Origin of the sequence: Gulosibacter molinativorax (assembly GCF_003010915.2) — a bacterium.
GTDB classification, from domain to species: domain Bacteria; phylum Actinomycetota; class Actinomycetes; order Actinomycetales; family Microbacteriaceae; genus Gulosibacter; species Gulosibacter molinativorax.
In genome coordinates this window covers 2,998,837-3,025,109 of record NZ_CP028426.1, presented here as the reverse complement: position 1 = coordinate 3,025,109, position 26,273 = coordinate 2,998,837, and the positions used below count along the sequence as shown (strand labels likewise).

Genomic DNA, 26,273 nt, shown 5'->3' with positions numbered 1-26,273 from the left:
CCACCGGATTAACAGGAGTTCTCATCGGTTAAAAGCGGCCACGCCGCGCGCACGCCTCATCCAGGACTTTGAAAGAGCCCTGGCCGATATGCATCCCGCACGAAATTACGCTAGTATCGTTGAGTTGTCAGTTGACGACATCGGGATGTGGCGCAGTTTGGTAGCGCACGTCGTTCGGGACGACGGGGTCGCAGGTTCAAATCCTGTCATCCCGACCAGCAACCCCCGGAACTCCGTTGAAATAACGCGGAAGTTCCGGGGGTTTGTTATTTCTGCGCTACCACGAGAACGCCGTCTAGACATGATCGGGACACGACGGCATATCAGCCAAAACGTGTAGATAAGTCGAGACTATAGCCGCGACAGTCCAGTCTCCACTTTCAATCACTCGGTCAAGACGTCCTTTGAATTTTCGCGTTGTATGACAAACCGTCATACAATAGGAGCATGCGCATCAGGTGAATTGGACGCACCGCGATGAATACATGAAGCGGCGCCACGGCGTGTCGTCAAAGGAGGCAGATGAAGCGCTTGCGGATCCCTTGTCAGTCACTTTTGATCCGGATCCTTCGAGCTTAAGTGGAGCCAGCGTCCGCGTGAGTGGTCGCTCCGCAACGACTGGTCGCCTCCTCACCGTGATCATCCGCATTCACGAAGGTGTCACGTACGGGGTGAACGACTGGCCCGCCAACTCCATCGATCAGCGTCGCCACAAAACGGGAGGTGACATGCCATGAAAAAGAATATTGAAGATCAACTGCGCGATGAAGCGGAATACGCAGAACAGCACATCGATGCGCCTTTGCGCGACGGCACAACAATCACGCATCGTGGGCAACGGTCGCGCGTGTTTTCGATTCGACTTGGAGAGTCAGAATATACAGCGCTGGAAGCCGCTGCGGAGAAGGCGGGTTTGCCTGCCTCCACACTGGCGCGCACCTGGATCACCACTCGACTCGCTGCGGAAGACGAAAATGCTGATGCGCACGACATCGCGGATGCGTTAGCTACTTTCTCCCGTCGCCTGGCCGCGATGTAAGCACGAGTGCATGGATATGAAGGATTGAGGAGTCCCGTGTGGCTCCCGCAATCCTTCACCAGCAGCGTTGCTACTCCTTCAACCAGCCAGGCTCGCGGAACGTCGGTTTTCGCCACGCCTTCGTCGCGAAGAACAGCACGAGCACAATCACGAACGACAGCGTCTGCGCGATCGAAATCCGCACCACCTGCAGTTCATCGACGCCCCCGGTTCCGACCACGTGCACCAGGTTGACCACCGTGTTGTTCACGAAGTGGTCCGCCATCGGCGTCCACAACGACCCCGAGAGCTTCAGGAGCAGCGCGAACTTGAATCCGGCGACCGCGGATGAACAAGCCGCGGAAAATCCCCTCTTCCATGACCACGTTCACGATGTTCGCGAAAATGCACAGGACGAAAAACCAAAGTCCCGTCCGTGCCACGGGCTCGCCCGCAAGGTCGAACCCATCCACGTAGACCTGCATCCCGACCGTTTGGCCCTGGGCTGCGAGCATGATGATCTCGGCTCCGTAGGCAACGGCGAACGTCGTGACGCCAAGCGCGAGCCCCTACAGTGTGAACCGCAATGCGCCGCGGCGGATGAAGCCGATGCCCTGCCAGGTCAGCCCGGTCCACATGATCGCGAGCGCGAGGATCACAATGCCCCGAGCTTGTGCACGATCGCCTCGGCGATGGGCGACTGATCGGTCCGTAGCACCGCATACTCGAAGACGCGCAACGCGGCGCACACCAGAAATACGCCGATGATCACGACGACCGGTCGGCGGATGCGTTCCATCAGGTCGGGAGCCTGGTTCGTCACGCTTCAATCTTCACACCAAAGGGTTACGTCCACCGAGTTTGAGCCCGAGTTCCTCATCGTCTGCGCTTCCAGTCTTTACAAACCTGGGAGTGCGCGCATCCCACCTGATAGACTTGCAATTCTGTGCGGCCGATCCGAGCCGCCTGACACTCGTAACGTCCCCCGCCCGCGATCCCATTGCATCGCCGAGGCGCGCTCTCAACAACAGTGCCAACGGCCCAATCCGTCCAGGATCAGCCATCACCGTTGCCGCAGGGATCAGCTCGCTCGAGCTGCATGTTCGTTGCGTGCAATCCGAAAGGCATCCACACGTCTATGACGTCCACTACGTTTGCCGAGCTCGGCGTTCCCGCCGACCTCGTCGCAGTCCTCGAGGCTGCAAACAAGGCGACCGCATTCCCCATCCAGCAGGCCACGCTTCCGAGCACGCTCGCTGGCAAGGATGTGCTTGGTCGCGGTAAGACCGGGTCGGGTAAGACCCTGGCATTCTCCATTCCGCTGGTTGCTCGCGTCGCCGAGCTGAAGCGTGCATCCGGCGAGGGACGCCGCCCCAAGGGCCTCGTGCTGCTCCCGACCCGCGAGCTTGCGACCCAGGTCGCAAATGTCATCGCACCGCTCGCCGCGGCGAAGCGACTCAGCGTCACGACCGTCTTCGGCGGCGTGAAGCAGGGCCCGCAGGAGCGCGCGTTCCGCAACGGCGTCGACATCGTCGTCGCCTGCCCAGGCCGCCTCGACGACCTCATGAAACAGGGCATCGCCGACCTCGGCGACATCGAGGTCACCGTCCTCGACGAGGCCGACCACATGGCCGACCTGGGCTTCCTGCCCGTCGTCACGCGCATCCTGAACGCAACCCCGGCGGGCCGCCAGCGCCTGCTGTTCTCGGCCACGCTCGACAATGGCGTGGACAAGCTCGTGAAGCGCTTCCTCAACAACCCCACCGTGCACTCGGTCGACGAGGCCAACTCCCCCGTCGCCGCGATGACGCACCACGTCTACGAGGTTGAGTCGACGAGCGAAAAGACCAAGCTGGTTCGCACGCTTGCGAGCGGCACCGGCCGCCGCATCCTCTTCATGCGCACGAAGCACCAGGCGAAGAAGCTTGCCCGCCAGCTCACCGCCGCGGGTATCCCCGCGGTCGATCTGCACGGCAACCTCTCGCAGAACGCGCGCGACCGCAACCTTGCGGCATTCTCGGGCGGGGATGTGCGCGTCCTCGTCGCGACCGACGTCGCCGCCCGCGGTGTGCACGTCGACGGCATTGAGCTCGTCGTACACGTCGATCCGCCGGCCGAGCACAAGGCCTACCTGCACCGTTCGGGCCGTACCGCCCGCGCAGGTGCCGAGGGTGATGTCGTGACCATCATGCTGCCCGAGCAGCGTCAGGACACGAAGCAGCTGCTGCGCCGCGCACAGATCTCGGTGCAGCCGCGCCTCGCGGACTCGCAGTCGCCGTTCGTGCTCGACCTCGTGGGCGAGCAGGCGCCGCACGTGGCACCGGTTCCGGGTGGCCCCGGCGTCGGCAACGAGCCCGTGCAGCAGGCTCAGGGTACGTCGAACGGCGCGAACGCGCGTCGCAAGCGCGCAGCACGCTCGCAGCGTGGTGGCGGCCAGGGTGCCGGCGCTACTGCTGGTGCGGGTTCGCAGCGCGGCCAGCAGGGTGCATCGCGCTCGGGTGGCCAGCGCTCCGGTGCGGCACGTTCTGGCGGGCAGCGCGGCGGTACCCCCCGCGGCGGCCAGCGCTCCGGCGCAGCCCGCTAACTAGCACCACGCAGAGGCGGGGCGACAGCACTCACGCTGTCGCCCCGCCTTCGCGTTTTATGGCGCCGGTCCCCGTGCCTACAGCGCCGAGCATTGCCCGAGCACCCGCACGGCCAAGCGCTAGCGGCAATGACGACCTCGCGCAGCACCCTACTGCTCGTCCTCGAGTTCGTCGTCCCAGTCGCCGTCATCCTCGCGCTCGTAGTCGTCCTCGACTAGCTCGGCGAGCGCCTCCACGGACGCTTTGAACGAGTCGATCGGGAAGATAGGGAACTTCGTGTTGGCGAGGAACTTCTCGTTCGTGATGTCGTCCCAGTCGTAGGTCAGCGACACGTACGTCGATTCCTCGTCCTCGGGCTCAAGCTCCCAAGTCCACTGGTGGCCGAACGGCTTGTCGTAGCCCTCTGATTGCGGCTTCCAGCCGATGACCACGTCTTCCTCGAACTTCGTCACGTTATTGGTGATTCGGTAGTCGCCACCCTGCGACTCCGCATACATGTTGAGCGTGAACTGCTGCCCCACCTCCGTGATCCGTTCGGGGGCCTCCCCGTCCGGCGCACGGTTCAGGCCCTTCGGATCGAGGTCGACGTGCTGCGCCGGATCGCTCAACACCGCAAAGATCTTGGACGCAGGTGCGTGCACGAGGCGGCCGACGGTGATGGTCGTCCCCTCCAGCTGCACGCTCTCCGCATCGACGCGCTCGAACTGCAGTTCATCAGACATGGATGTTCCTCTCGCATAGCCGCTGATACCCATCCAGCCTAGGCGCGCATCCACCTTCTAGGACCGTAAAGGTGCCTGGGATTCGACCACAACGTCGCTCGCGAGCCGCCCGCCAGACTCCCGCAGATAGCACTGGCCACAGAGCGACTCGTACGTCACGTGCCCGCCGTCAATCGCGACCTGATCGCCGTCGAAAATGAACTGCCCGTCGACGACGCGGCCGTTCATGATCGCCTTGCGACCGCAGCGGCAGATGGTCTTGAGTTCTTCGATCGAGTGCGCGATCTCGAGCAGCCGCCGCGAGCCAGGGAATGCGACCGTCTGGAAGTCGGTGCGAATGCCGTAACACAGCACCGGAATGCCGTCGAGCACGGCGATGCGAAAGAGCGCATCCACCTGGGCCGCGCTGAGAAACTGCGCCTCGTCGACGAGCAGGCACGAGACCGGGTCCTCGCCCACTCGCGCGTGAAACTGCTCGCGCGGGTCGTCATCGGCGTCGATCAGAAAGTCGACGACGCGGTCCATTCCGAGCCGCGACGAGATCGAATCCGCGCCCTTCGTGTCGACCACGGGCTTTGCGAGCAGCACGCGGTGCCCACGCTCCTCGTAGTTAAACGCGGTTTGCAGCAGGACCGTGGACTTTCCCGAGTTCATCGCCCCGTAGCGGAAGTACAGCTTGGCCACGAGCGGTTCCCTTTCGCAGAGTTAGTTGGATGCGTGGTGTCGGTTGGATGCGCGGTGTCGGTTGAATGCGTGGTGTCGGTTGGATGCGCGGTGTCGCTACGTGCGCTTCGCCAGGTTCGCGACATTGGCCGCGAGGCCACCCGCGATCGTCTCGAGGGCGACGTGGTTGTAGCCGCCCTCCGGGACGATGACGTCGGCCCAGACCTTCGAGGACTCGACGTACCGCTCATGCATCGGCTTGACGGTCGACAGATACTGCGACTCGACCGACTCGATCGTGCGGCCACGCTCGAGCACGTCGCGTTTGATGCGGCGCAGGATGCGCACATCGGCGTCAGTCTCGACGAACAGCTTCAGGTCGAAGCGCTTGCGCAGCTCCTCTTCGTAGAGCACGAGGACGCCTTCGACGAAGACGATCGGTGCGGGATTCACCCGCACGGTTTGTTCCGAGCGATTGTGCTGCGCGTAGTCGTACACGGGCACGTCGATCGACTGCCCCGCAAGGAGTAGGTCGAGATGCTCCGTGAGGAGCGAGGTCTCGAACGCCGCGGGCTCGTCGTAGTTGACCGCGCTGCGCTCATCCCAGGTCAGCTCATCCCGACGACAGTAGTAATTGTCGTGAAAGATTAGCGCCGAATCCTCGCCGAACCGCTCCGCGAGGGATCGAGCGAGCGCAGTCTTGCCGCTGCCCGATCCACCGGCGATGCCGACGACAAACGGTGCGCTCATTGGGCACCGCCTCGGGCGGCGATGTCGTCGCGAAGCATCCGCGACTCCCCTTACGGGATCTGTGCGAGGCCGAGGACCTCTGCGGTGTCGTTCTGCACGAGCTTCGCGAGCTCGGCGTCGTCGTTGAGCTTCTTGCCGTACTCGGGCACGAGCGCCTTGATCTTCGGCTCCCACGCGGCCGACTTCTCGGGGAAGCAGCGCAGCGCGAGATCGATCATGACGTCGGGTGCGACCGAGGCACCCGGGGATGCGCCGAGGAGGCCTGCGATCGTGCCGTCAGCCTTGGCGACAACCTCGGTACCCATCTGGAGCACCGGCTTGCCGTCCGCATCCCGCTTCATGACCTGCACGCGCTGGCCCGCCGTGATGAGGCGCCAGTCCTCGCGCTTTGCCTCGGGCATGAACGCGCGCACTTCCGCGAACTTCTTGTCGTCGGATGCTGCGAGCTGGCCCACGAGGTAGCCCACGAGATCGATGTTGGTCGCGCCGACGCCGAGGTAAGTCGGGATGTTGCCGGGGCGGATCGCCTTGAACATGTCAAGGAGCGACCCTTCCTTGAGGTACTTGGTGTTGAATCCGGCGTAAGGGCCGAAGAGCAGCGCTTTCTGCCCGTCGACGACGCGGGTGTCCATGTGTGGAACCGACATCGGCGGGGCGCCGACCGCGGCCTTCGCGTACACTTTGGCCTGGTGCTTCGCGACAACCTCGGGGTTGTCGGTGCGGAAGAACTGTCCCGAGATCGGGAAGCCGCCGAAGCCCTTGACCTCGTCGATACCCGACTTCTGCAGCAGGTTGAGCGCGCCACCACCGGCGCCGACGAAGACGAACCGGGCGTGCGTGACGTTCTTCTGGCCCTTGTTCGCGCCGCTTCGAACCTGCGTCGCGACTTGCCAGATGCCGTCGGGGCGCTGGCGGAGGTCGATGACCTCGGTGCCGAGGCGCACGATGGCACCGTTGTCGATCGCGTTCTGGATGAGGAAGCGTGTCATCGCGCCGAAGTCGACGTCGCTGCCCTGCTCGACGTAAGTCGCGGCAACGACCTCGTCCTTTTCACGGCCCACCATGAGCGAGGGTGCCCACTCGAAAATCTTCGCGGGGTCGTCGCTGAACTCCATCGTCGCGAACAGCGGCTGCGCCTTGAGCAGCTCGTAGCGGCGGCGGAGGAAATTGACGTTATCCTCACCCGTCACGAACGTCATGTGCGGGACGGGGTTGATGAACTTGGTGGGTTCTGGAAGCTCGCCTCGAGTCACGAGGGTCGACCACATCTGGCGCGAGACCTGGAACTGCTCGTTGATCTGCAGCGCCTTAGTGATGTCGATCTTGCCGTCTTTTTCGGGCGTGTAGTTCAGCTCGCAGAGGGCCGAGTGGCCCGTACCCGCGTTATTCCACGGGCCCGAAGACTCCTGCGCCACGTCGTCGAGTCGTTCGATGATCTTGATCGACCAGTCGGGCTCGAATTCGTTGAGGAGTGTGGCCAGCGTTGCCGACATCACACCGCCACCAATAAGGACAGCGTCATAAATCTTCGGGTTCGTCACCCCGCTATCCTACGCCACCAAAACCGACCGCCCGTTCAGAGCGGCTGCGCCCGTTGAGTAGGCGCGAAGCGACGCCTCCGCTCGTTGAGTAGGCGCGAAGCGACGTATCGAAACGACACCGCGGCCGGCACGTTTCGATACGCTTCGCTACTCAACGAGCGTTTCGATACGCTTCGCTACTCAACGAGCGTTACGCCGCGAGTTCCTTGGCGACGAGCTCCGCAAGCTGAATCGTGTTGAGCGCGGCACCCTTACGCAGGTTGTCGTTCGAGACGAAGAGCACGAGGCCCTTGCCCTCGGGCGCACCCTGGTCGGCGCGAATGCGACCCACGAGGCTCGGGTCGTTACCCGCCGCAGCGAGGGGGCTCGGCACATCCACGACCTCGACGCCCGGCGCCTGCGTGAGGATCTCCTTCGCCTCTTCGGGCGTGATGTCGTTCTCGAACTCGGCGTGGATCGTCAGCGAGTGCCCCGTGAAGACGGGGACGCGAACGCAGGTACCCGACACGAGGAGGTCCGGGAGATGCAGGATCCTCCGCGACTCGTTGCGCAGCTTCTGCTCCTCGTCGGTCTCGCCGCTGCCGTCATCCACAAAGTCGCCGGCCTGCCCGACGACGTTGAACGCGATCGGGTGCACGTACTTCTGTGGCTCGGGAAGCTCGACCGCGGTGCCGTCCTCGACGAGGCCGAGCAGCGCATCCTCGCCCTGGGCGGCGCCAGCCATGATCTGGCTCGACAGCTCGCGGGCACCCTCGAGACCCGAACCGGACACGGCCTGGTAGGTCGAGACCACGAGGCGCTTCAGACCCGCCTTCTCGTTGAGCGGCTGCAGCACGGGCATTGCCGCCATCGTCGTGCAGTTGGGGTTCGCGATGATGCCCTTGGGGCGGTCCTTCAGATCGCCCGGGTTGACCTCGGAGACCACGAGCGGCACCTCCGGGTCCTTGCGCCAGGCCGAGGAGTTGTCGATCACGACGGCGCCCGCCGCGGCGAAGCGCTCGGCCTGCGCGCGCGAGGTCGAGCCGCCAGCCGAGAACAGTGCAATGTCGATGCCCGACAGGTCGGCCGTCGCCACGTCCTCGACCGTGACCTGCTCGCCCTTGAATTCGAGCTGCTTACCGGCCGAACGAGCAGATGCGAAAAAGCGAATCTTCCCGATCGGGAACTCGCGTTCGGCCAGCAGACGGCGCATAACGCCACCAACCTGGCCGGTTGCACCAACGACGGCAACGGTGAACTGGTCAGACATAGTCGGGGAACTCCTTAGATAACGGCCACTCTTCAACGGATCAGCGGTGGCTCGGATGTGCGAAGGCACGTAGGGCTCAAGGGTACCGCGCGCCTGTTGGCGCCGATACCCTTGGGCTCGTAGATTCGCGCTGGGCTTAGCGGCCGGTGCCGGCGTAGACGACGGCCTCGGATTCGCCATCGAGGCCGAACGCTGCGTGGATCGCGCGGGCGGCCTCCGGAACGAGGTCGGCGCGGGTCACGATCGAGATGCGGATCTCGGAGGTCGAGATCATGTCGATGTTGATTCCGGCCTTTGAGAGCGCGTCGAACAGTGTGGTCGAGACACCAATGTTGGTGCGCATCCCCGAACCAACGAGCGAGACCTTGCCGATCTGGTCGTCGAAGCGGATGCTCTCATAACCAATTTCTTTGCGCGCGCCTTCCAGCGCCTTGAGCACGCCGTCGGCCGTGATCTTGGGTAGCGTGAACGAGATGTCCGTCACGCCGTCGTTCTGCGTCTGCACGTTCTGCACGATCATGTCGATGTTCGCGCCCTGCTGCGAAACGATGTTAAAGATCGCAGCCGCGGAACCCGGCACATCCGGAACCCCAACCACGGTGATCTTTGCCTGGCTCAGGTCGTGGGCAACACCGGCAATGGTGGCTTCTTCCACTTGGTTCTCCTCTTCCGGATTGTCGATGTAAACGGTCGTGCCCGGCTCGTTCGAGAAGGACGAGCGCACGACCAGGGTGACGCCCTGGCGGCGCGCGTACTCAACGGCGCGGATGTGCAAAATCTTGGAGCCAGAGCCCGCGAGCTCGAGCATTTCCTCGCTCGAGATGCGATCGAGCTTGTGGGCCTTCGGGACGATACGCGGGTCAGCCGTGAATACGCCGTCGACATCCGAGTAGATCTCGCAGCGGTCGGCGTTGAGCGCGGCCGCGAGCGCGACGGCGGTGGTGTCGGAACCGCCGCGACCGAGCGTCGTGATGTCGCGGGTGTCGCGGCTATAGCCCTGGAAACCCGCCACGATTGCGATGGCACCCTCGTCGAGTGCCTCGCGAATGCGGCTCGGCGTGACATCGAGGATGCGCGCATCGCCGTGCGTCGAGTCGGTAATCATGCCGGCCTGGCTGCCGGTGTAGGAGCGTGCGTCGTAGCCGAGCGACTTGATCGCCATCGCGAGCAGCGCCATCGAGATTCGCTCACCGGTGGTGACGAGCATGTCGAACTCGCGCGGCTCAGGCATCGGGGTGATCTGATGCGCCAGGTCAATGAGGTCGTCGGTCGTGTCCCCCATCGCAGACACCGTGACCACGACGTCGTTGCCCTCACGCTTCGTGTCTACAATTCGCCTGGCAACCCGACGGATGCCCTCGGCGTCGGCGACTGAAGAGCCGCCATACTTTTGCACGATGAGGCTCACAAACCCTCACTCCCGATAAGACTTCTGGGCACGCGGATGCGGCCCTCGATCGAGTCTAGTCGGCCACTTGGCCGCGCATCCATGCACGAGGCGGAATTCTGTCCGCAGGATGCGCAGAAAAAGGCAGCAGGGGGCCGAAATTCGGGGCCTGCCGAGCGGCGCTGCGCGGCTGGGCGCAAAATGGAGCACGTATAGCACCCCAAGAGGCGCTATTTCTCTCGAATGGTGCACATCGTGCCGCGAATCGCGCCTAGCCCTGGTGATCCAGTCGTCATGGCGCCCCGATCCCTACTGACCGATGAGTCGGCGCCCCGCGAACGCACGGCCGAGGGTGACCTCGTCCGCATACTCGAGGTCGCCGCCAACCGGCAGACCCGATGCGAGCCGCGAGACCTGCACGCCGACTGCGGACAGCAGCCGCGAGAGATAGCTCGCGGTCGCATCGCCCTCGAGATTTGGGTCGGTCGCGATGATGACCTCGACTACCTCACCGGTCTCGAGCCGCGGCATGAGCCCGCGGATATTGAGCTGGTCCGGACCAATGCCGTCGATCGGCGAGATCGCGCCGCCGAGCACGTGGTACAGGCCCTCGTAGGAACGCGTTCGCTCGATTGCCGCGACGTCCTTGGGCTCCTCAACCACGCAAATCAGCGTGCGATCCCGCTCCGGATCTGCGCAGATATTGCACACCGCCGACTCGGAAACGTTGCCGCACTGCTCGCAGAAGCGCACGCGTTCGCGCACCTCGAGCAGCACCTTCGCGAGCTTCGTCACGTCGAAGCTCTGCGTCTGCACGATGTGAAACGCGATGCGCTGCGCAGACTTCGGCCCGACTCCAGGCAACCGACCGAGCTCGTCAATCAGTTCCTGCACTACTCCGTCATACATTTAGTACTCCTCAGGAGGCGGCGGCGCGTCGAAATCATCGGGCGGAGGGATTTCCTCCGGATCCGCCGTCTCCTGCAATATCTCAATAGGTTCTTCGCTCACGAATCGGGCGCCGAGCCGCTCTCGGATGACCGATTCACCGTAGCGCTCGCTGCCCGTGGCCAGTGCCGGATGGCGCCGGGCTGGCGCGGGCTCGAGTTCCTGGGCCGACGCGGTGGTCTGCGTCGGCGCTGCGGTTGCCGCGGCCGAGTTCGAGCGTTCCTTCGAGGCGACGGATGCGGCCATCGAGTCGCGCTCGATCGTGTCGGCCTCGTTCGCTGCCAGGGTCTTCGCCGCAATTACCTCAGGGATGCGCGCCTCGCTCGATTGCTCCGTCGGCGTCGCCGACTCGGTCGCGAGGTCATCCCATCCCGAGCCGGGGCCGTCCTCCGAGCCCGGAATCGCCACGACGTCCCATGTCGCGACCTTGGCCGCCGGTGACGGCGAGGTCGGTTCAGTTTTCGGTGCGCGTTCCGTGTGAGTGGTCGCGACCGCCGCGGCGGAGGCCTCGTTCCGCACAGCCGGAGTCGATCCGGCCGGATTGCGCTGCCCGGTTGGCTCGCTCGGCGCGCCTCGGTGACGATCCGGATCTGCAGGTGGCGCATCCGTCGAGGGCGCTGCGGACGTTTCACCGTCCTTGAGCACGCGCGGGTAGACGACCACGTCAAAGCCGAAAACCCGACCGAGCGCCGTCTTGAGATGGTTCGCCGGCGCGTTGCCCTGTTCGCGGCCACGCGACAGCTGGTCCATCACGCCACGGTTGGGCACCTCGACGCGGAGTTTGCCCGCGCCCTCGCCCGCACCGAACTCGGTCGGGATGACCTGCTTCACGATTGCAGCCGAAGTCGGATGCCCGTCGCGCGCGATCTGCTCGAGCACCTCGGGCCACGCCGCGCGAACCCGGGAGAGGTCGAAGCTCCCCGGATCGACAGCTTGCTCCGGGTGGTTCGTCGTCTCGTCGCGCCGCTGGTTCTGCTGCTGAGCGGGTTCGGATGCACGTTCTGGCTCCGACACAGGTTCGCTGGCTGACGAGACGGATGGCTCGACTCGGCTCGCCGACACGTCTGCGGATGGCGCGGGTTCGGGTGCGACGGCGTCCCATGCCGCTGCTGCATCTGCGGCCGGACTCGCCGGGCCCTGCTCTGGTCGCACATCCGGCTGAGCAGTGCTGGTTGAAGGACCAAGAGGCCCATTCGCAAGTGCGGAAGCCCGCGACGGTGCGGAAGCCGGCGACGGTGCAGAAGAACGCGACGGGGCGGAAGCCTGCGACGGTGCGGACTGCGCGGCACCGCCAGCAGGTGTGGCCGGCCGAGCCGCACCCCGCCCCGAGGTCTGGCTGCCTTGCCCCAGCGGGGTCTCCCCCGCCTCCACAAACCCGGCCGCGCCGCCCGCGAAGTCGGCGCGCATCGCGACGAGAATCCGCGCAACCATCAGCTCGAGCTGCACCCGCGGCGCGGTCACGCCGCTCATCTCGGTGAGCGTTTCATTCACGATGTCGGCCATCTGGCTGAGTGCCCGCGGCGAGAAGCGCGCCGCGGCGCCCCGCATCTGTTCGAGGTCATCGGGGGCAGCGCCGCGAAGCACCGAGGATGCCGATTCTCCGAGCGCGCGCACGATGATGAGGTCGCGAACGCGTTCTAGGAGGTCTTCGACGTAACGCCGCGGGTCCTGGCCAGACTGAATCACCGCATCCACCGACCGGTACGCCTCGGCCGCGTCGCCAGCCGCGAACGCATTAATTGCGTCGTTCAACAGGCCCTGCGAGGTGAATCCGAGCAGCTGCGTCGCGAGCCCGTACTCGAGCTCGCTGCCGTCGGTGCCAGCGATGAGCTGGTCGAGCAGCGACATCGTGTCACGCGCCGAGCCGCCACCCGCGCGCACAACGAGCGGCAGCACACCCGGCTGCGCGGTAACACCCTCCGCCGCGCAGATTTCCTCGACATACTCGAGCATCGGCGCGGGCGGAATGAGCCGGAACGGGAAGTGGTGCGTGCGCGAGCGAATCGTGCCGATGACTTTCTCTGGCTCGGTCGTCGCGAAGATAAACATGACGTTTTCCGGTGGCTCTTCGACGACCTTGAGCAGTGCGTTGAAGCCAGCCGCGGTCACCATGTGTGCCTCGTCAATGATGAAGATCTTGTAGCGGTCTCGCGTCGGCGCGACGACCGCACGCTCGCGCAGCTCACGCGCGTCGTCGACGCCACCGTGGCTCGCGGCGTCGATCTCGAACACGTCGATTGACCCGCCGCCGTTGCGCCCGAGTTCGAGGCAGGATTCGCACTTGCCGCAGGGCTCCGGGGTCGGGCCCTCGGCGCAGTTCAGGCAGCGGGCGAGGATGCGCGCAGACGACGTCTTACCGCAACCTCGCGGGCCGGAAAAGAGGTACGCGTGATTGATTCGGCCGGTGCGAAGCGCCGTCATGAGGGGGTCGGTCACTTGACGCTGCCCGATCATTTCGGCGAATGACTCGGGCCGATAACGACGATAGAGGGCAGCGACCATGCCCACCATCGTAGACCGCTCGAGGCCACACCTATACACCGCATCCACAGGGCTGGGCGGCCTCGATACGCGACCTGCGGTCGCACTCGGCGAGCTTCGCGACGCCGCTCGTGCTGCCGGACTTTTCGATACGGCCTGCTGCGCCCGCCGACTCAAAGTCCTCTCGAAGCCGGCCGCGCCCACCTACTGGGCCGCGGGCACGCCCGTCGCCTCGAGCGACTGGCGAGCGATCTCAATCTCCTCGTTGGTCGGCACGACGAGGATGCGAACGCGGGATGAGTCCGTCGAGATCTCGCGAATCCCGTCGCGGCGGGCCTCGTTGCGCTCCGCATCCAGCTCAACGCCGAGCCACTCCATCCCAGCCAACGCGCGCTTCCGCACCTCGACCGAGTTCTCGCCGACGCCGCCGCACCACGCAATGACGTCCGCGCCCTGCAGCGCGACGAGGTAGGAACCGATGTAGTGGCGCAGTCGGTGAACATAGATCTCGAGCCCGAGCTCGGCCGCTTCGTCGCCCGCCGCGGCGCGTGCCGTGACATCGCGCACGTCGTTCGTCCCCGTCAGCCCCAACAGACCGGACTGCTTGTTCAGGAGCCGGTCAAGGTCATCCACCGAGTAGCCCGCCTTGCGGTGCAAGTGGAAGAGCACCGCGGGGTCGATGTCGCCGGTGCGCGTGCCCATCACGAGCCCCTCGAGCGGGGTCATGCCCATCGAGGTGTCGATCGATTTACCGCCGTCGACCGCACAGGCCGAGGCGCCGTTGCCAATGTGCAGCACGACGGTACGCAGCTCGTCGTAGGGCCGGTCAAGAAATTCCGCGGCGGCCTCGGAGACGTACTTGTGGCTCGTGCCGTGAGCGCCGTACTTCCGCACCCGATACTTGTCGGCCACCTCGCGGTTGAGCGCGTAGTAGCTCGCCGCATCCGAGAGCGTCGTGTGAAAAGCCGTGTCGAACACCGCGACGTGCGGGATGTTTGCAAACACCCGCCGTGCCGCGCGCACACCAGCGAGATTCGGTCCGTTGTGGAGCGGCGCGAGTGGGATGAGCTCCTCAATATCCATTTCGACCTTCTCGTCGATGATCGTCGGCCCGTAGAACCGCCGCCCGCCCTGCACGATTCGGTGCCCGACCACCACCGGCTTCGCGTCGTCCATCGACGGGCCGTGTTCCGCGAAGTTTTGCATCATGATGTCGAACGCGGCGTCGTGGTCGCCGATCTCGAGTTCTCGCTCCGCTCGCTCATCGCCCCGCTTGTGGGTGACGACGCCGGAGGCTTCGCCGATGCGCTCGATGAGACCGGAGGCAAGCACCCGCTCATCCGACATTTCGATGAGCTGATACTTCAGCGAGGACGAGCCGGAGTTGACGACGAGGACGACAGTCATTGGCGCTACTTTCGTTAGATATCTCGGAGCGATGGTTGCAAACGGAAGCGCCGCGCTGCCAAGGCGAGGCACGGCGCATCCGAATTTACTTGGCCGCGGCCTCTGCCTGAGCCTGGATCGCGGTGATCGCGACGGTGTTGATGATGTCGGTGACGAGCGCGCCGCGGGAGAGGTCGTTGATCGGCTTGTTCAGGCCCTGCAGGACTGGCCCGATCGCGACCGCCCCAGCCGAGCGCTGGACTGCCTTGTACGTGTTGTTGCCGGTGTTGAGGTCGGGGAAGATGAACACGGATGCGCGCCCCGCGACCTCGCTCCCCGGCATTTTCTTCGCGGCAACCGCCATGTCCGTCGCCGCGTCGTATTGCAGCGGGCCTTCGACGGGCAGCTCCGGCGCCCGTTCGCGCACGAGTCGCGTCGCCTCGCGCACCTTGTCGACGTCTTCACCCGTGCCCGAATCACCCGTCGAGTAGCTCAGCATCGCGACGCGCGGCTCGATGTGGAACTGCGCCGCGGTCTCCGCCGACGAGACCGCAATGTCGGCGAGCTGCTCGGCGGTCGGCGCGGGGTTGACCGCGCAGTCGCCGTACACGAGCACTCGGTCGGCGAGCGACATCAGGAACACGCTCGAGACGATCGACACGCTCGGCTTCGTCTTCACGATCTCGAAGCTCGGGCGGATGGTGTGGGCCGTAGTGTGCGCCGCCCCCGAGACCATGCCATCGGCAAGTCCCAGGTGCACCATCATCGTGCCGAAGTACGACACGTCCTGGACGCGCAGGCGCGCGTCCTCGATCGACACGCCCTTGTGCGCGCGAAGCCGGGCATACTCGGTGGCGAACTTCTCAACAAGTTCGGGATCCTGCGGCGAGATGATCTCGGCTGCCTCCACATTGACGCCGAGCTCGACCGCTCGGCGGCGAATCGCGTCGGCGTCGCCGAGGATCACGAGATCGGCCACCTCGCGGGCCAGCAGCGTGGATGCGGCGATCAGGATGCGATCGTCCTCTCCTTCCGGGAGCACGATCTTTTTCCGGTCGCGTCGGGCCCGATCGAGCAGGGTGTACTCGAACATGAGCGGGGTGACGACGGATGGCTCAGGGACGTTGAGGAGCTCGACGAGCTCGTCATGGTCGATGTACTGCGAGAAGTCCTGGAGCGCCGCATCCACCTTGCGACGATTCGCCGCGGAGAACCGACCGCGAGTGTTGATGATGCGCTGCGAGGTCTCGAACGTGCCGTACTGCGTGCGCACAATCGGGACGTTGAGGTCAACACCGCGCAGCAGCGTCTCGATCGTGGAGGAGAATTCGAACGGTCCGTTCACGACAATGGCCGCGAGCGACGGGAAGTTGTCCGCCTGCTGAGCGAGCAGGAGCGCGACGAGCGTTTCGGTGCGGTCGGCCGCGACCACGGCGACCCCGGACTCGAAGGTGCGGCTCAGTACGTTCTCCATCGACATACCGCAGACCGTGACGCCGAGCACCTCGCGCGACATCAGCGCCTCGTCGCCCGAGTAGAGCTCACCTTCAACCGCCGTGGCAAGCTCGGTGACCGTCGGTGCGATCAGAATGGGGTTCTGCGGCAGCGCCCACACGGGCACCTTGCCGCCGTGCGCATCCTCACGCACGACCCGCTTGACCTCGGCCTGAATCTCTTCGAGCGCGTGCGGCTCGGCTCGGTTCACGACCACGGCGATGAGCTTCGCGTGCTCCTCCCGCAGCTCGGGCAGCGTGATTGCCGCCACCTGGCCGAGTTCCTCCGCCGTGCGGGGCGTCAGGTCGTTCTGGTTCCGGCCCGACAGCACGAGCAGCACGGGCGCGCCGAGGTTGGTGGCGACACGGGCGTTAAAGCTGAGTTCCGCCGGGTTACCGACGTCGGTGAAGTCACTGCCGATGATGACGACCGCCTCGCAGCGGCGCGCGACCGCGTCATAGCGCTGGATGATCTTGGCGAGGGCGGCATCGCCGTCGTCGTGCACCTCGTCGTACGTCGCACCAACGCACTCCTCCGGGGTCAAGCCGAGCGACGCATCCACCCGATCGAGCATGTGCGACAGCACATCGTCGGTCGCGGGATCCTCCACGATCGGCCGGAACAGCCCGACCCGACCGACGTGTTTGGTCAGGGTATCGAGCACGCCAAGCCCCACTGCTTGCTTGCCGGAATAGCCTTCGGACGACGTGATGTAAATACTTGCGGTCACAGGGTTCATGTTAACGACACGAATGGTCGCGCCCCTGAATCGCCGCGCAGCCGCGAAGTGCATTTGCCCCCGCGTCACGATATGCTGGACGCTGGCTCCTCGCGTGGCGCCATCCAGGCCAACTCCCCCAGGTCGGAAACGAAGCAAGGGTAACCAGGCTCTGGCGGGTGCGCGAGGGGTCCTTTTCGTTTCCCCGCAATATTGGGGTGTAGCCTCCCTGCCGAACCCATTTCACCTACTAGGAGACTCATGGCCCGCATCCCCCGTACCGAAATCGAAATCTTCCCGATCAACCTCGGCGGCAACACGTTCGGCTGGACTTCCGATCGCGACACGTCGTTCGCCGTGCTCGACGCATTCGTCGCGGCCGGCGGAAACTTCATCGACACCGCGGACTCGTATGCGCAGTGGCAAGAGGGTAGCGATGGCGGCGACTCGGAACGAGTCCTTGGGGAATGGATGCAGGAACGCGGCAACCGCGGCGAGGTCATCATCGCCACCAAGGTAGGCGGACTCAGCTCGCGCAAGGGCTTGTCTCGCGAGAATGCCGACGCAGCGCTGAACGAGTCGCTTGAGCGCCTGCAGACCGACTACGTCGACATCTACTACGCGCACTACGACGATGAGTCGGTAGCGATCGACGAGCAGGTGCAGATCGCTCACGATCTCGTGCAATCGGGCCGCGTTCGCCACGTCGCGCTTTCGAACTTCACCCCTGAACGGATGCGCGAGTGGTTCGAGACCGCGAAGTCGGCGAACTTGACGCTCCCCGTCGCGATCCAACCGCAGTACAACCTCGTCGCGCGGGCAGGCTACGAGCAGGGATACGCGCACATTGCTCGCGAGTTCGATGCCGCCGTGTTCCCCTATTTCTCGCTCGCGTCGGGTTTCCTCACCGGAAAGTACCGCCAGGCCTCCGATCTCGAGGGAGCGGCCCGGCAGGGCATGGCCTCGGGCTACGCGACCGATGAAGGCTTCACGGTCGTGGATGCGCTGGTCGAGGTCGCGGAGGCCCGCGGCGTAGAACCCACCACAGTGGCGCTCGCTTGGCTACTCGCGAAGGGCGTCACCGCGCCGATCGCCTCTGCGAGCAAGCCTGAGCAGCTGCCCGCCATTATGGCCGCACCCTCGCTTGAGCTAACCGCCGACGAGGTCGCCACCCTCGACGCCGCCTCCGCCCCGTTCGCGTAGGGCTGCTGGACGGCGGCGTCCTACCGAGGAAGCCGGACGGCCCGGCGTCCTACCGAGGAATTCGGGCGGCCCGGCGTCCTACCGAGGAAAATTGTGCACGTATGAGCACAGCGCACGGTGTGTCGCAGCGTGTCGTGCTCATACGTGCACTTTTTCACGCGCTGTTTCCCGCAGTGGTGTCGCGCGCTACTGAACCGGACGCAGCTGCGCTTCGTCCAGCGGGAAATTCGCTCTGTAGTAGACCGGCGGCGCTGACATGTCGCCCCAGTCTTCCTGTTTGAGGGAGATCCTGCTGGTCGACACCTCGATGATGCGGACTCGCTGCCACGAGCCATTTTCGAGCAAGACCTCGTACTTGTCGGCAAGGTAGCCGATGCCGAGCTCCTCGAGAAACGTTTCCGCATCCAACCAATCGAGTGCTTTCGTCCTTGCTCGACCGAGCAAATCGATGACGACGAAGCCCTCGCCCTCGGGTCGCATCCAGCCGAGCCGTTCGCCGTCGATACCGCGACGATGCTCAATCCAGTCCTGCATGATGTGCCCCTTATTGCATAGAAACGTTGCATGGACGAAACATGCCCCCGACTCGGCGAGACAATCACCTGGTCGGGGGCATAGTTTAATGGCGGAGGATAGGGGATTCGAACCCCTGAGGGCTTGCACCCAACACGCTTTCCAAGCGTGCGCCATAGGCCACTAGGCGAATCCTCCAGGGCCGCACAAAAGTGCGGACATCGGTATATCGTACCTGCTTTTTGCAGGTCACGTTGCCACCGACCTAGCTGCCGCGCTTTCGGAGCCGCATAACCACGAGCACGATCCCGCCGATGACGAGCAGTGCCCCGATGCCGACGATAAGGAGAAGCTCATTTGCGCCAGTCTGGGCAAGCGACTCGGTCTCAGCCTTGACGCCGCCGCGATCGTCGTCCGCGGTGGTCTCTGGGTCGACGGTCTGGCTCAGCGTAGGCCGATTCGTCTGGCTCGTCCCATTCGTCTGGCTCGTCCCGTTCTCCATGTCTTGAGTCCGGGTGGGCGCGTCGGCCTTGCCGGGCTCTTCGGGAACGACGGATGGGCCAGAAGACTGCGAATCGGGGGCGACGGGTTGAATCGGAAGTTCGGGCCCGGGGCTGGTGATCGGTGGCTCCTCGGAGGGTGCGGGGTCAACGGGGACTTCACCGTCGACGCCGCCGCTCGCGTCAGCCGAGCCGCCGGTACCTCCCGTGGACGTGTCGGTGCCGCTTGAGGTACCGCTACCATCAACGCCACCCTCGGCCTCGTTGTTGGCACCACTGCCATCGGAGCCGCCGCTTCCGTCGGCTCCTGCATCCGCGCCAGCATCGACGCTACCGGTGTCCGTCCCGGTGCCCGGATCCGTGCCAGTGCCCGGATCCGTGCCAGCATCGGCACCACCAGTATCGGTCGTTCCGGACGCATCCGAACCGCCAGTCTCGGTGGTGCTAGTTTCTGCTGGCGCCGCCTCCTGCTGCGTTGCATCAACGGCAGGATCGACGGATGCGTTGCCAGGCTCGTCCGGGACGGCGGCAGTTGTCGCGGTGGAGAGCGTTGTGAAGCTAAGCTCCGGCTGCGCCTGTGCGCTAGCTTCCGCTGTCACGGGAGTCACGGTCGAGGTTGTCTCCCCGGCGTCGTCCGCGACTGTTGTCGCGTAGGCGGGCGCTGCGACGGTCGCACCAAGGATGCACGTGGCGGCCACCGCAATTACAGATCGAGAAAAGTTCCGGGCATAGGTTGCCATAACTTGTTCTCCCCTTAAGTCAATGCGGCGAAACAATCGCCGTTTCCGAAATGATATCTGGTCGCAGGTAAAGAGTATGGAAAACACTGCGGGCCGGGAAATTATCCCGACCCGCAGTATGGCTCTCGCCTTGTCAGAGACCGTGGCCCCTGATTACTTCGAGTGCGGACTATGCCTCGAGGCGGCGGCGAACGAGGAAGAGTCCGGCACCCGCAGCCATGAGCACAAGACCACCCGCAACGAAGACGGGGAGGAGGTCGTCCGCACCGGTCTGCGCGAGCTGGTCTTCGCTGTCGACTGAGCTGCCCTTGTCATCCGAGCTGCCCTTGTCGGCACTGCCCTTGTCGTCAGTCTTGTCGTCCGAGCCCGAGGTGTCTTCGGTTTCGTCCGAAGTCGGAATCGTGGTCTCGTCGTCGGTCGGCGCGGTGGTCTCAGCTACTTCGCCAACCGTGAAGGCTGCCTCCGCTGCGAGCTCGTCGTCACCTTCCGTGACCTGCACGACGCGAATCTGGTAGGCACCCTCGGGGAACTCGATTTCCACACCGGTGTCGAGGTTGTAGTAGTTGAGCGTGCCAGCAACGTTACCTTCGGCGTCCGAGATCTGCGGCTCGGTCTCGTCGCTCGGAGTGTAGGTAACTTCGGTCCACTCGGTGGAACCAGGAATGATCACCCAGAGTGCGAATTCGGTGTTCGGGGCGAAGCCCGTACCGACGTAGTTGACGCCGTTGATCGATTCAGCAACCGTGTAGTTGTCCTGCTCGACCACGAGGGTCTGCTCAACCGGTGCCGTGGTCTCAGTCGGGGTCTCGGTCGGAGCGGTCGTCTCGGTCGGAGCGGTCGTCTCGGTCGGAGCCGTGGTCTCGGTCTCAACCGGAGCCGTCGTCTCAGTCTCGGTCGGAGCCGTGGTCTCGGTCTCAACCGGCGCATCGCTCACGCTGAACGCAGCCGAAGCCTCGTTGGTGCCTTCAACGACGATGAACTGGTAGTCACCCTCGGGGAAAGCAACCGCAACGTCGCCTTCATACAAGTTGACGACACCCGAGACGGTTCCGTCATCGGCAACGATGTAGCCCTCGCCGGTATCCGTCACGGATTCCCGCGTAGTTGAACCGGGCTGAACAAGGAAAAGCTCATAGGTCGCGCCCGGCGTAAAGCCGCTACCGACGTACTCGAGGCCCGAGATCGATTCAGCAGTCGTGTACACCGACTGAACGGCTGCAAGCTGCGCCTCAGCAGCCGGAGTTACCGTCGAGTCAGCGGGCGGGGTCTCAGCGGGAGCGGCGTATGCCGCAACGGGGGTGAATACTGCACCGAGGACGAGTGCCGAGCCAGCGATTGCCGCCCCGGTCGTGCGCTTGCGCGAATTAGTCATGTAGTAGCTCTCTCTATCGCATCGTCACGCGCACCGAAGGGCAAGCATGACACTTTCCTTAAAACAACCTGCGAATGAGGTTACCGTCCTGTTACTTTCATCGCAATCAACCTCTGGTCGCATTCCCCAATCAATTACGTAATAAGTCGGGCGTCGCGGCGCATTCTTTCGAGGATCCTCCGCGGAAATGTTGGGGAAACGAGAAAAGACCGCGGGCGAGGACGTCTGTCCCGACCCGCGGTCTTTAGTTAGAGAGCGAAGACGCGCTCCCCCGCGTAGCGAAAACTACTTGAGGGTAACGGTTGCACCAGCAGCCTCGAGAGCTGCCTTTGCCTTCTCGGCGTCTTCCTTGTTTGCGCCCTCAAGCACAGCCTTGGGAGCACCGTCAACGAGAGCCTTTGCCTCGCCGAGGCCGAGCGAAGTGAGGCCACGGACCTCCTTGATGACCTGGATCTTCTTGTCGCCAGCAGCTTCGAGGATGACGTCGAACTCAGTCTTCTCTTCCTCAGCAGCGGCAGCCTCGCCACCAGCAGCGCCACCAGCAGCTGCAACAGCAACCGGAGCAGCAGCGGTGACCTCGAAGGTCTCCTCGAAGAGCTTGACGAAGTCGCTGAGCTCGATGAGGGTCAGTTCCTTGAAGGCCTCGATGAGCTCTTCAGCAGTAAGCTTTGCCATTTGTTTTCTCCTTGTAATGAATTTTTCCGCAAGATTCGAGTCCGGGATGGACTAGTTCGCGGACTCCTGCTTTTCGCGCAGAGCGTCGACGGTACGAACCGCCTTCGACGCAGGCGCGGTGAACATGTATGCGGCTCCGAACAGCGAGGCCTTGAAAGCGCCGGCAAGCTTGCCGAGCAGCGTTTCGCGGTTCTCGAGGTTCGCCAGCTTGTTTACCTCTTCCGCGGTGATTGCGGCGCCATCGAAGTGGCCGCCCTTGATCACCAGGAGGGGGTTGTCCTTGGCAAAGTCACGCAGTGCCTTGGCAGCGTCAACGACTTCACCCTTCACGAACGCAATTGCGGTCGGTCCGGTGAAGAGTTCGTCGAGGCCTTCGACTCCAGCGTTCTTGGCTGCAATCTTGGCAAGCGTGTTCTTCGCCACGGCGTAGTTTGCAGACTCACCGAGCGAACGACGCAGCGTCTTAAGCTGGGTCACGGTGAGACCGCGGTACTCAGTCAGCACGACGGCCGAAGAGCTCTCGAATTCCTTCGTGAGCTCTGCGACAGTTGCATCCTTCGTCGCCATGGGTCTCCTCTCATCTGAATCGCGCGCCAGAAGCGGGTGCTTCCGTCGCACCGTTGGCGCGCGCTCGAGGAGCGCATCCAAAACAAAAAACGCTCCGACGCAGATGCCGGAGCGTAAGTGCGCAACCCTCTACAGAAACGAGGATGCGCTGCTACAGTCACCTGCGATGGCAGTCCTTTTGCAAGGAACCTTCGTTCGGAACGCGAATCGAAATACGCACACCGAGCACCAACGGTCTAAGGCTGAGGACTAGCTTAGGCGGCAATGCACGTCTGCGCAAGGGACTGGCGCATTCACGCGACTAGCCCTTCGCCCATGGCTCGTCGACCAGCGTGATTTCACTCGTCATGTCGTCGAGAAAGCGAACCACCACGTCACGCTCCTGGGAGGTCAGCCTCGCGGCCGCATAGAACCGCTTCGAGTGCTGACGCCCGACGGTCTCCATCGCCGCCTGACGCGTCTCCTCAGTGATGGAAATGGCAAGAGCTCGCCGGTCACTCGGATGCGGCTCCCTGGTGACGTGCCCGCCTCGCTCGAGACGATCCAGTAGCTTGGTCGTGGATGCGCTGGAGATATGAAGGTGCGCTGCCAGCGCACCCGGCGTGGCAATCGTCCCGTCGTTGCCGCACACGATCAAGAAATGAAGCGCCCGCATATCGGTGCCGTTCAGCTTCATGTATTTCAGCGATGCCTCAGACAGGCGCTGCTCCGCTTCGCGATAGCGTCCCAGCGCCTCCATGACGGCACTGATCTGGACCACATCCCGCTCGGAAAGGTGCGCTCGATCAATGAGCTCGCTTCGAGGATCGGCTGCTTCGACATTGTAGACGCGCGACCGAGACTGTTGCCCTCCCCGAAAGTCCCCATCTGTTCATTCTACCCAATCAACCATCGTGCTAAGCTTGTTTCTAGCTAGGCGAACTAAATACTGCTGGGAGAAATTCGATGCATTCCTCGAAGTACGTGGAAGAGCAGAGTTCCGCCACTTCTGATTTGGTATCTACAGAATCGGCGGCACCGAAGCGTCTGCATGGGCTACGCACGCTCCTGCCCGCGGCAATCATCCTCGTGTGGCTCGTCGGCGCGGCGATCGGCGGGCCGTTCTTCGGCCGGGTATCGGAGGTCTCCAAGAACGACCAGACGGCCTATCTGCCGGAATCTGCCGAGGCGACCCAGGCGCAGGAGCTGCTCGGGGAGTTCAACGATTCCGAGGCGATCCCAGCCGTGGTGGTGTTCGTCGCCGAGACTGAGCTGACCGACCAGCAGCTCGCGGCAATCCAGGATGACGTTTCCAGTCTGGCCGGGATGGCCGGCGTCGACGGCGACGTGTCCCCCGCGATTCCTTCGAAGGATGGTTTCGCGGCGCAGGCGTTCGTCCCGATCGATTCTTCGGGCGACATCGGCGATGCGGTCGCCGCTCTCGAAAGCGCCCTCGCAGCGGGCGCTCCCGCGGGCGTGGATGTGTACGTCACCGGGCCGGCAGGATTCTCGGCAGACCTCGTGGAGGCGTTCTCGGGTATCGACGGCCTGCTGCTCGGCGTCGCGCTTGCCGCCGTGTTCGTCATCCTCGTGCTCGTCTACCGATCCCTCCTCCTGCCGGTCGCGGTGCTCGCCACGAGCATGTTCGCGCTGTGCGTCGCGCTCCTCACCGTCTGGTGGCTCGCCAAGGCCGAAATCGTGCTGCTGAGCGGCCAGACCCAGGGCGTCCTGTTCATCCTCGTCATCGGCGCCGCGACCGACTACTCGCTGCTCTACGTGTCGCGGTATCGCGAAGAGCTTCGTATGACACGGGACAAGTGGCACGCGACGCGCGCCGCCCTGCGGGGATCGCTCGAACCGATCGCGGCGTCGGGCGGCACCGTCATCGCAGGGCTCCTGTGCCTCCTCCTGAGCGACTTGAAGTCGAACAGCACGCTCGGCCCCGTCGCCTCGATCGGCATCGTGTTCGCCATGCTCTCGGCGCTGACGCTGCTGCCCGCGATCCTGTTCGCGTTCGGCCGGGCCGGATTCTGGCCGCGCCGCCCGAAGTACGAGCCCGAGGTCGTCGAAGCCGAGGCCGGCATCCCGAATCGGCGAGGATTCTGGGTCGCGGTGGCGCGACTCGTGCAGCGGCACCCCCGGCTCGTGTGGATGATCACGACCGGTGTCCTGCTTGTCGGCGCACTCGGCGCGACGCAGCTCAACGCGGTCGGTGTCGCGCAGTCGGAACTCGTTCTCGGCGAATCGCAGGCTCGAGACGGCCAGCAGTACCTCGGCGAGCACTTCCCGGAAGGCTCGGGAAGTCCGGCTTATGTCGTCGTCGCCGAAGCGGAGCTCGAGGATGCGGCCGCGATCATGCTCGCGAACGACGGCATCGACTCGGTCACCGTCACCGCCGCGGATTCGCCGAGCGGTACCGCGCCGGTCACCGCAGACGGAATCCAGCCGATGGGCCCTCCAGGGACTCCCGCGCCGGCACCGACGGTCGTTGACGGCGATGTGCTCCTCCAGGGAACGCTCACGCACGCGCCTGATTCGGATGCCGCGGGCGACACCGTGCGCGAGTTGCGGAGCGACCTCGAGCAGGCGCATCCGGATGCCCTCGTCGGCGGCGTCACTGCCACTGCCATCGATACCAAAGACGCCTCAATTCACGACGGTAACCTCATCATCCCGATCGTGCTCGTCGTGATCATGCTCATCCTGATGCTGCTCCTGCGCTCAGTGCTCGCGCCGGTGCTGCTCATCCTCACGACCGTGCTGTCGTTCGGCACCGCGATGGGCGTCGCCGCGCTCGCCTTCAACACGGTGTTCGACTTCCCGGGCGCCGACCCGGCGGTTCCGCTGTATGGGTTCGTCTTCCTGGTGGCGCTCGGCATCGACTACAACATCTTCCTCATGACTCGCGTGCGTGAGGAATCACTCGCGCACGGCACTCGACAGGGCGTATTGCGGGGCCTCACCATCACCGGTGGCGTCATCACCTCGGCGGGTCTCGTGCTTGCCGCGACGTTCGCCGCGCTGTCCGTCATCCCGATCCTGTTCCTCGTGCAGATCGCGTTCATCGTCGCATTCGGGGTGCTGCTCGACACGTTCGTCGTTCGCACCCTGCTCGTTCCCGCACTCGCCTATGACATCGGCAAGGCGATCTGGTGGCCATCGAACCTGCCGCGCGCGACGGTCGACGGCAACGATCGGCAGACCGCGGGGCGCATCCTGGCGGAAGAACAGGGCCATTCGCGAGCGACCCCACCGAAGCACGCCGCCGAGCCCGTGGCCGGCGCCGAGGTGAGCAGCGCAAGCGAAACCAGCTCGGGAAGCGGCGTCAACTCAGGAAGCGGCGCCTAATGCGAATCTGGTCGCTCCATCCCGCGCACCTCGATCACGCCGGGCTCGTCGCCTGCTGGCGCGAGACCCTACTGGCCCAGGTCGTCCTCGCGGGCGAGACGAAGGGCTACCGCAATCATCCGCAACTCGCACGCTTTCGCGACACATCGGATGCACTGGGCGCGATCGGCGCGTACCTCGACGGGATTGCCATGGAGGCGACCGCTCGCGGCTACAACTTCAACGCGGGCAAGATCCGGGAGCGGGGGTTCGACGAACGGTTGCCGGTGACCGAGGGGCAGCTGGAATACGAATGGCGGCACCTCGGCGAGAAGCTCGAGCGACGCAGCCCCGAATACGCCGAGCGCTGGCGCGCATCCACGCCGACTGCGCATCCGCTCTTCACGGTCGTCCCTGGGGCGATCGAATCGTGGGAGCGCATCTGAACCGTCCGG

The 26,273-nt window shown here is 64.4% G+C and carries 24 protein-coding genes, 2 tRNA genes and 1 other RNA gene; 8 read left to right on the top strand and 19 right to left on the bottom strand.

Features of this window, described 5'->3' with window-relative positions:
* Positions 1-141: 141 nt before the first annotated feature.
* Both GMOLON4_RS14100 and GMOLON4_RS14095 read left to right on the top strand, forming a co-directional pair.
* A tRNA-Pro gene (locus GMOLON4_RS14100) sits at positions 142-218 on the top strand.
* A 515-nt stretch (positions 219-733) separates the two neighbouring features.
* Positions 734-1,039 carry a hypothetical protein gene (locus GMOLON4_RS14095; RefSeq protein WP_026937683.1) on the top strand — a complete coding sequence of 102 codons (306 nt, stop codon included), beginning with the start codon at positions 734-736 and terminating at the stop codon, positions 1,037-1,039.
* A 70-nt stretch (positions 1,040-1,109) separates the two neighbouring features.
* Here the strand turns inward: GMOLON4_RS14095 and GMOLON4_RS14090 are convergent, their stop codons facing one another.
* A complete protein-coding gene (locus GMOLON4_RS14090; protein ID WP_026937682.1) occupies positions 1,110-1,304 on the bottom strand; it encodes a hypothetical protein in 195 nt (64 codons plus the stop codon).
* Positions 1,305-1,347: 43 nt separating this feature from the next.
* Here GMOLON4_RS14090 and GMOLON4_RS14085 point away from each other — a divergent pair, with 43 nt between their 5' ends.
* Entirely contained in the window at positions 1,348-1,722 is a 375-nt protein-coding gene (locus tag GMOLON4_RS14085; protein ID WP_146137551.1) for a hypothetical protein, read from the top strand.
* Here the strand turns inward: GMOLON4_RS14085 and GMOLON4_RS14080 are convergent.
* A complete protein-coding gene (locus tag GMOLON4_RS14080) occupies positions 1,674-1,841 on the bottom strand; it encodes a hypothetical protein (protein WP_156892059.1) in 168 nt (55 codons plus the stop codon). The two genes, GMOLON4_RS14085 and GMOLON4_RS14080, sit on opposite strands and share 49 nt — an antisense overlap.
* A 315-nt stretch (positions 1,842-2,156) precedes the next feature.
* Here GMOLON4_RS14080 and GMOLON4_RS14075 point away from each other — a divergent pair, with 315 nt between their 5' ends.
* A complete protein-coding gene (locus tag GMOLON4_RS14075; RefSeq protein WP_035733592.1) occupies positions 2,157-3,602 on the top strand; it encodes a DEAD/DEAH box helicase in 1,446 nt (481 codons plus the stop codon).
* A gap of 150 nt (positions 3,603-3,752) precedes the next feature.
* Here GMOLON4_RS14075 and GMOLON4_RS14070 read toward each other — a convergent pair whose 3' ends face one another.
* From GMOLON4_RS14070 to pta, 10 genes are all read right to left on the bottom strand, one after another.
* Positions 3,753-4,325 carry an SRPBCC family protein gene (locus tag GMOLON4_RS14070; protein ID WP_051267289.1) on the bottom strand — a complete coding sequence of 191 codons (573 nt, stop codon included), beginning with the start codon at positions 4,323-4,325 and terminating at the stop codon, positions 3,753-3,755.
* Positions 4,326-4,382: 57 nt separating this feature from the next.
* The gene (locus GMOLON4_RS14065) at positions 4,383-5,009 is read right to left on the bottom strand and encodes a thymidine kinase (RefSeq protein WP_026937681.1); all 627 of its coding nucleotides are present in this window, start codon (positions 5,007-5,009) and stop codon (positions 4,383-4,385) included.
* Between the two features lie 96 nt (positions 5,010-5,105).
* Positions 5,106-5,738, bottom strand: coding sequence for a uridine kinase (gene udk / locus GMOLON4_RS14060; RefSeq protein ID WP_026937680.1), 633 nt, complete (start codon positions 5,736-5,738; stop codon positions 5,106-5,108).
* Positions 5,739-5,788: 50 nt separating this feature from the next.
* On the bottom strand, positions 5,789-7,279 hold the full coding sequence (gene mqo / locus GMOLON4_RS14055) for a malate dehydrogenase (quinone) (RefSeq protein WP_026937679.1): 1,491 nt from the start codon (positions 7,277-7,279) through the stop codon (positions 5,789-5,791).
* A 190-nt stretch (positions 7,280-7,469) separates the two neighbouring features.
* Positions 7,470-8,528: an aspartate-semialdehyde dehydrogenase gene (locus tag GMOLON4_RS14050; RefSeq protein WP_026937678.1), complete on the bottom strand. Its 1,059-nt coding sequence runs from the start codon at positions 8,526-8,528 to the stop codon at positions 7,470-7,472.
* Between the two features lie 136 nt (positions 8,529-8,664).
* The gene (locus tag GMOLON4_RS14045; protein WP_026937677.1) at positions 8,665-9,936 is read right to left on the bottom strand and encodes an aspartate kinase; all 1,272 of its coding nucleotides are present in this window, start codon (positions 9,934-9,936) and stop codon (positions 8,665-8,667) included.
* 288 nt (positions 9,937-10,224) lie between these two features.
* Complete coding sequence (recR, locus tag GMOLON4_RS14040) at positions 10,225-10,824, bottom strand: recombination mediator RecR (protein WP_026937676.1); 600 nt, start codon at positions 10,822-10,824, stop codon at positions 10,225-10,227.
* On the bottom strand, positions 10,825-13,365 hold the full coding sequence (locus GMOLON4_RS14035) for a DNA polymerase III subunit gamma and tau (RefSeq protein WP_084147651.1): 2,541 nt from the start codon (positions 13,363-13,365) through the stop codon (positions 10,825-10,827).
* Positions 13,366-13,548: 183 nt separating this feature from the next.
* The gene (locus GMOLON4_RS14030) at positions 13,549-14,751 is read right to left on the bottom strand and encodes an acetate/propionate family kinase (RefSeq protein WP_026937675.1); all 1,203 of its coding nucleotides are present in this window, start codon (positions 14,749-14,751) and stop codon (positions 13,549-13,551) included.
* Positions 14,752-14,836: 85 nt separating this feature from the next.
* Positions 14,837-16,954 carry a phosphate acetyltransferase gene (gene pta / locus GMOLON4_RS14025; protein ID WP_026937674.1) on the bottom strand — a complete coding sequence of 706 codons (2,118 nt, stop codon included), beginning with the start codon at positions 16,952-16,954 and terminating at the stop codon, positions 14,837-14,839.
* Between the two features lie 90 nt (positions 16,955-17,044).
* Here pta and ffs point away from each other — a divergent pair.
* Positions 17,045-17,141: signal recognition particle sRNA small type (ffs, locus tag GMOLON4_RS14020), an RNA gene on the top strand.
* A gap of 62 nt (positions 17,142-17,203) precedes the next feature.
* Positions 17,204-18,145 carry an aldo/keto reductase gene (locus GMOLON4_RS14015; RefSeq protein WP_026937673.1) on the top strand — a complete coding sequence of 314 codons (942 nt, stop codon included), beginning with the start codon at positions 17,204-17,206 and terminating at the stop codon, positions 18,143-18,145.
* A 186-nt stretch (positions 18,146-18,331) separates the two neighbouring features.
* Here the strand turns inward: GMOLON4_RS14015 and GMOLON4_RS14010 are convergent, their stop codons facing one another.
* From GMOLON4_RS14010 to GMOLON4_RS13980, 7 genes are all read right to left on the bottom strand, one after another.
* Positions 18,332-18,679, bottom strand: coding sequence for a hypothetical protein (locus tag GMOLON4_RS14010; RefSeq protein ID WP_035733588.1), 348 nt, complete (start codon positions 18,677-18,679; stop codon positions 18,332-18,334).
* Between the two features lie 89 nt (positions 18,680-18,768).
* Positions 18,769-18,856 (bottom strand) — tRNA-Ser (locus GMOLON4_RS14005).
* Between the two features lie 67 nt (positions 18,857-18,923).
* The gene (locus GMOLON4_RS14000) at positions 18,924-19,898 is read right to left on the bottom strand and encodes a hypothetical protein (RefSeq protein ID WP_146137549.1); all 975 of its coding nucleotides are present in this window, start codon (positions 19,896-19,898) and stop codon (positions 18,924-18,926) included.
* A gap of 169 nt (positions 19,899-20,067) precedes the next feature.
* Complete coding sequence (locus GMOLON4_RS13995) at positions 20,068-21,270, bottom strand: LPXTG cell wall anchor domain-containing protein (protein WP_026937671.1); 1,203 nt, start codon at positions 21,268-21,270, stop codon at positions 20,068-20,070.
* Between the two features lie 285 nt (positions 21,271-21,555).
* Positions 21,556-21,945: a 50S ribosomal protein L7/L12 gene (rplL, locus tag GMOLON4_RS13990; protein WP_026937670.1), complete on the bottom strand. Its 390-nt coding sequence runs from the start codon at positions 21,943-21,945 to the stop codon at positions 21,556-21,558.
* A 51-nt stretch (positions 21,946-21,996) separates the two neighbouring features.
* On the bottom strand, positions 21,997-22,512 hold the full coding sequence (gene rplJ, locus GMOLON4_RS13985) for a 50S ribosomal protein L10 (protein WP_026937669.1): 516 nt from the start codon (positions 22,510-22,512) through the stop codon (positions 21,997-21,999).
* 301 nt (positions 22,513-22,813) lie between these two features.
* Complete coding sequence (locus GMOLON4_RS13980) at positions 22,814-23,272, bottom strand: MarR family winged helix-turn-helix transcriptional regulator (protein ID WP_322745120.1); 459 nt, start codon at positions 23,270-23,272, stop codon at positions 22,814-22,816.
* A 233-nt stretch (positions 23,273-23,505) separates the two neighbouring features.
* On the opposite strand from GMOLON4_RS13980, the gene GMOLON4_RS13975 reads away from it, so the two are divergent.
* Positions 23,506-25,839, top strand: a complete 2,334-nt coding sequence (locus GMOLON4_RS13975; protein ID WP_265576760.1) for an MMPL family transporter — start codon at positions 23,506-23,508, stop codon at positions 25,837-25,839.
* The gene (locus tag GMOLON4_RS13970; RefSeq protein WP_026937667.1) at positions 25,839-26,264 is read left to right on the top strand and encodes a pyrimidine dimer DNA glycosylase/endonuclease V; all 426 of its coding nucleotides are present in this window, start codon (positions 25,839-25,841) and stop codon (positions 26,262-26,264) included. The genes GMOLON4_RS13975 and GMOLON4_RS13970 overlap by 1 nt, the downstream gene beginning before the upstream one ends.
* The last annotated feature ends 9 nt before the right edge of the window (positions 26,265-26,273 follow it).

What these genes read in the sequence shown, in the direction of transcription:
- GMOLON4_RS14070 (WP_051267289.1), bottom strand. Translation starts at nt 4,325, where the DNA reads ATGTCTGATGAACTGCAGTTCGAGCGCGTCGATGCGGAGAGCGTGCAG.
- recR (WP_026937676.1), bottom strand. Translation starts at nt 10,824, where the DNA reads ATGTATGACGGAGTAGTGCAGGAACTGATTGACGAGCTCGGTCGGTTG.
- GMOLON4_RS14035 (WP_084147651.1), bottom strand. Translation starts at nt 13,365, where the DNA reads ATGGTCGCTGCCCTCTATCGTCGTTATCGGCCCGAGTCATTCGCCGAA.
- GMOLON4_RS14010 (WP_035733588.1), bottom strand. Translation starts at nt 18,679, where the DNA reads ATGCAGGACTGGATTGAGCATCGTCGCGGTATCGACGGCGAACGGCTC.
- GMOLON4_RS14095 (WP_026937683.1), top strand. Translation starts at nt 734, where the DNA reads ATGAAAAAGAATATTGAAGATCAACTGCGCGATGAAGCGGAATACGCA.
- GMOLON4_RS14075 (WP_035733592.1), top strand. Translation starts at nt 2,157, where the DNA reads ATGACGTCCACTACGTTTGCCGAGCTCGGCGTTCCCGCCGACCTCGTC.
- udk (WP_026937680.1), bottom strand. Translation starts at nt 5,738, where the DNA reads ATGAGCGCACCGTTTGTCGTCGGCATCGCCGGTGGATCGGGCAGCGGC.
- GMOLON4_RS14030 (WP_026937675.1), bottom strand. Translation starts at nt 14,751, where the DNA reads ATGACTGTCGTCCTCGTCGTCAACTCCGGCTCGTCCTCGCTGAAGTAT.
- rplJ (WP_026937669.1), bottom strand. Translation starts at nt 22,512, where the DNA reads ATGGCGACGAAGGATGCAACTGTCGCAGAGCTCACGAAGGAATTCGAG.
- GMOLON4_RS14000 (WP_146137549.1), bottom strand. Translation starts at nt 19,898, where the DNA reads ATGGCAACCTATGCCCGGAACTTTTCTCGATCTGTAATTGCGGTGGCC.
- GMOLON4_RS13970 (WP_026937667.1), top strand. Translation starts at nt 25,839, where the DNA reads ATGCGAATCTGGTCGCTCCATCCCGCGCACCTCGATCACGCCGGGCTC.
- GMOLON4_RS13995 (WP_026937671.1), bottom strand. Translation starts at nt 21,270, where the DNA reads ATGACTAATTCGCGCAAGCGCACGACCGGGGCGGCAATCGCTGGCTCG.
- GMOLON4_RS14090 (WP_026937682.1), bottom strand. Translation starts at nt 1,304, where the DNA reads ATGGCGGACCACTTCGTGAACAACACGGTGGTCAACCTGGTGCACGTG.
- GMOLON4_RS14050 (WP_026937678.1), bottom strand. Translation starts at nt 8,528, where the DNA reads ATGTCTGACCAGTTCACCGTTGCCGTCGTTGGTGCAACCGGCCAGGTT.
- rplL (WP_026937670.1), bottom strand. Translation starts at nt 21,945, where the DNA reads ATGGCAAAGCTTACTGCTGAAGAGCTCATCGAGGCCTTCAAGGAACTG.
- GMOLON4_RS14015 (WP_026937673.1), top strand. Translation starts at nt 17,204, where the DNA reads ATGGCCCGCATCCCCCGTACCGAAATCGAAATCTTCCCGATCAACCTC.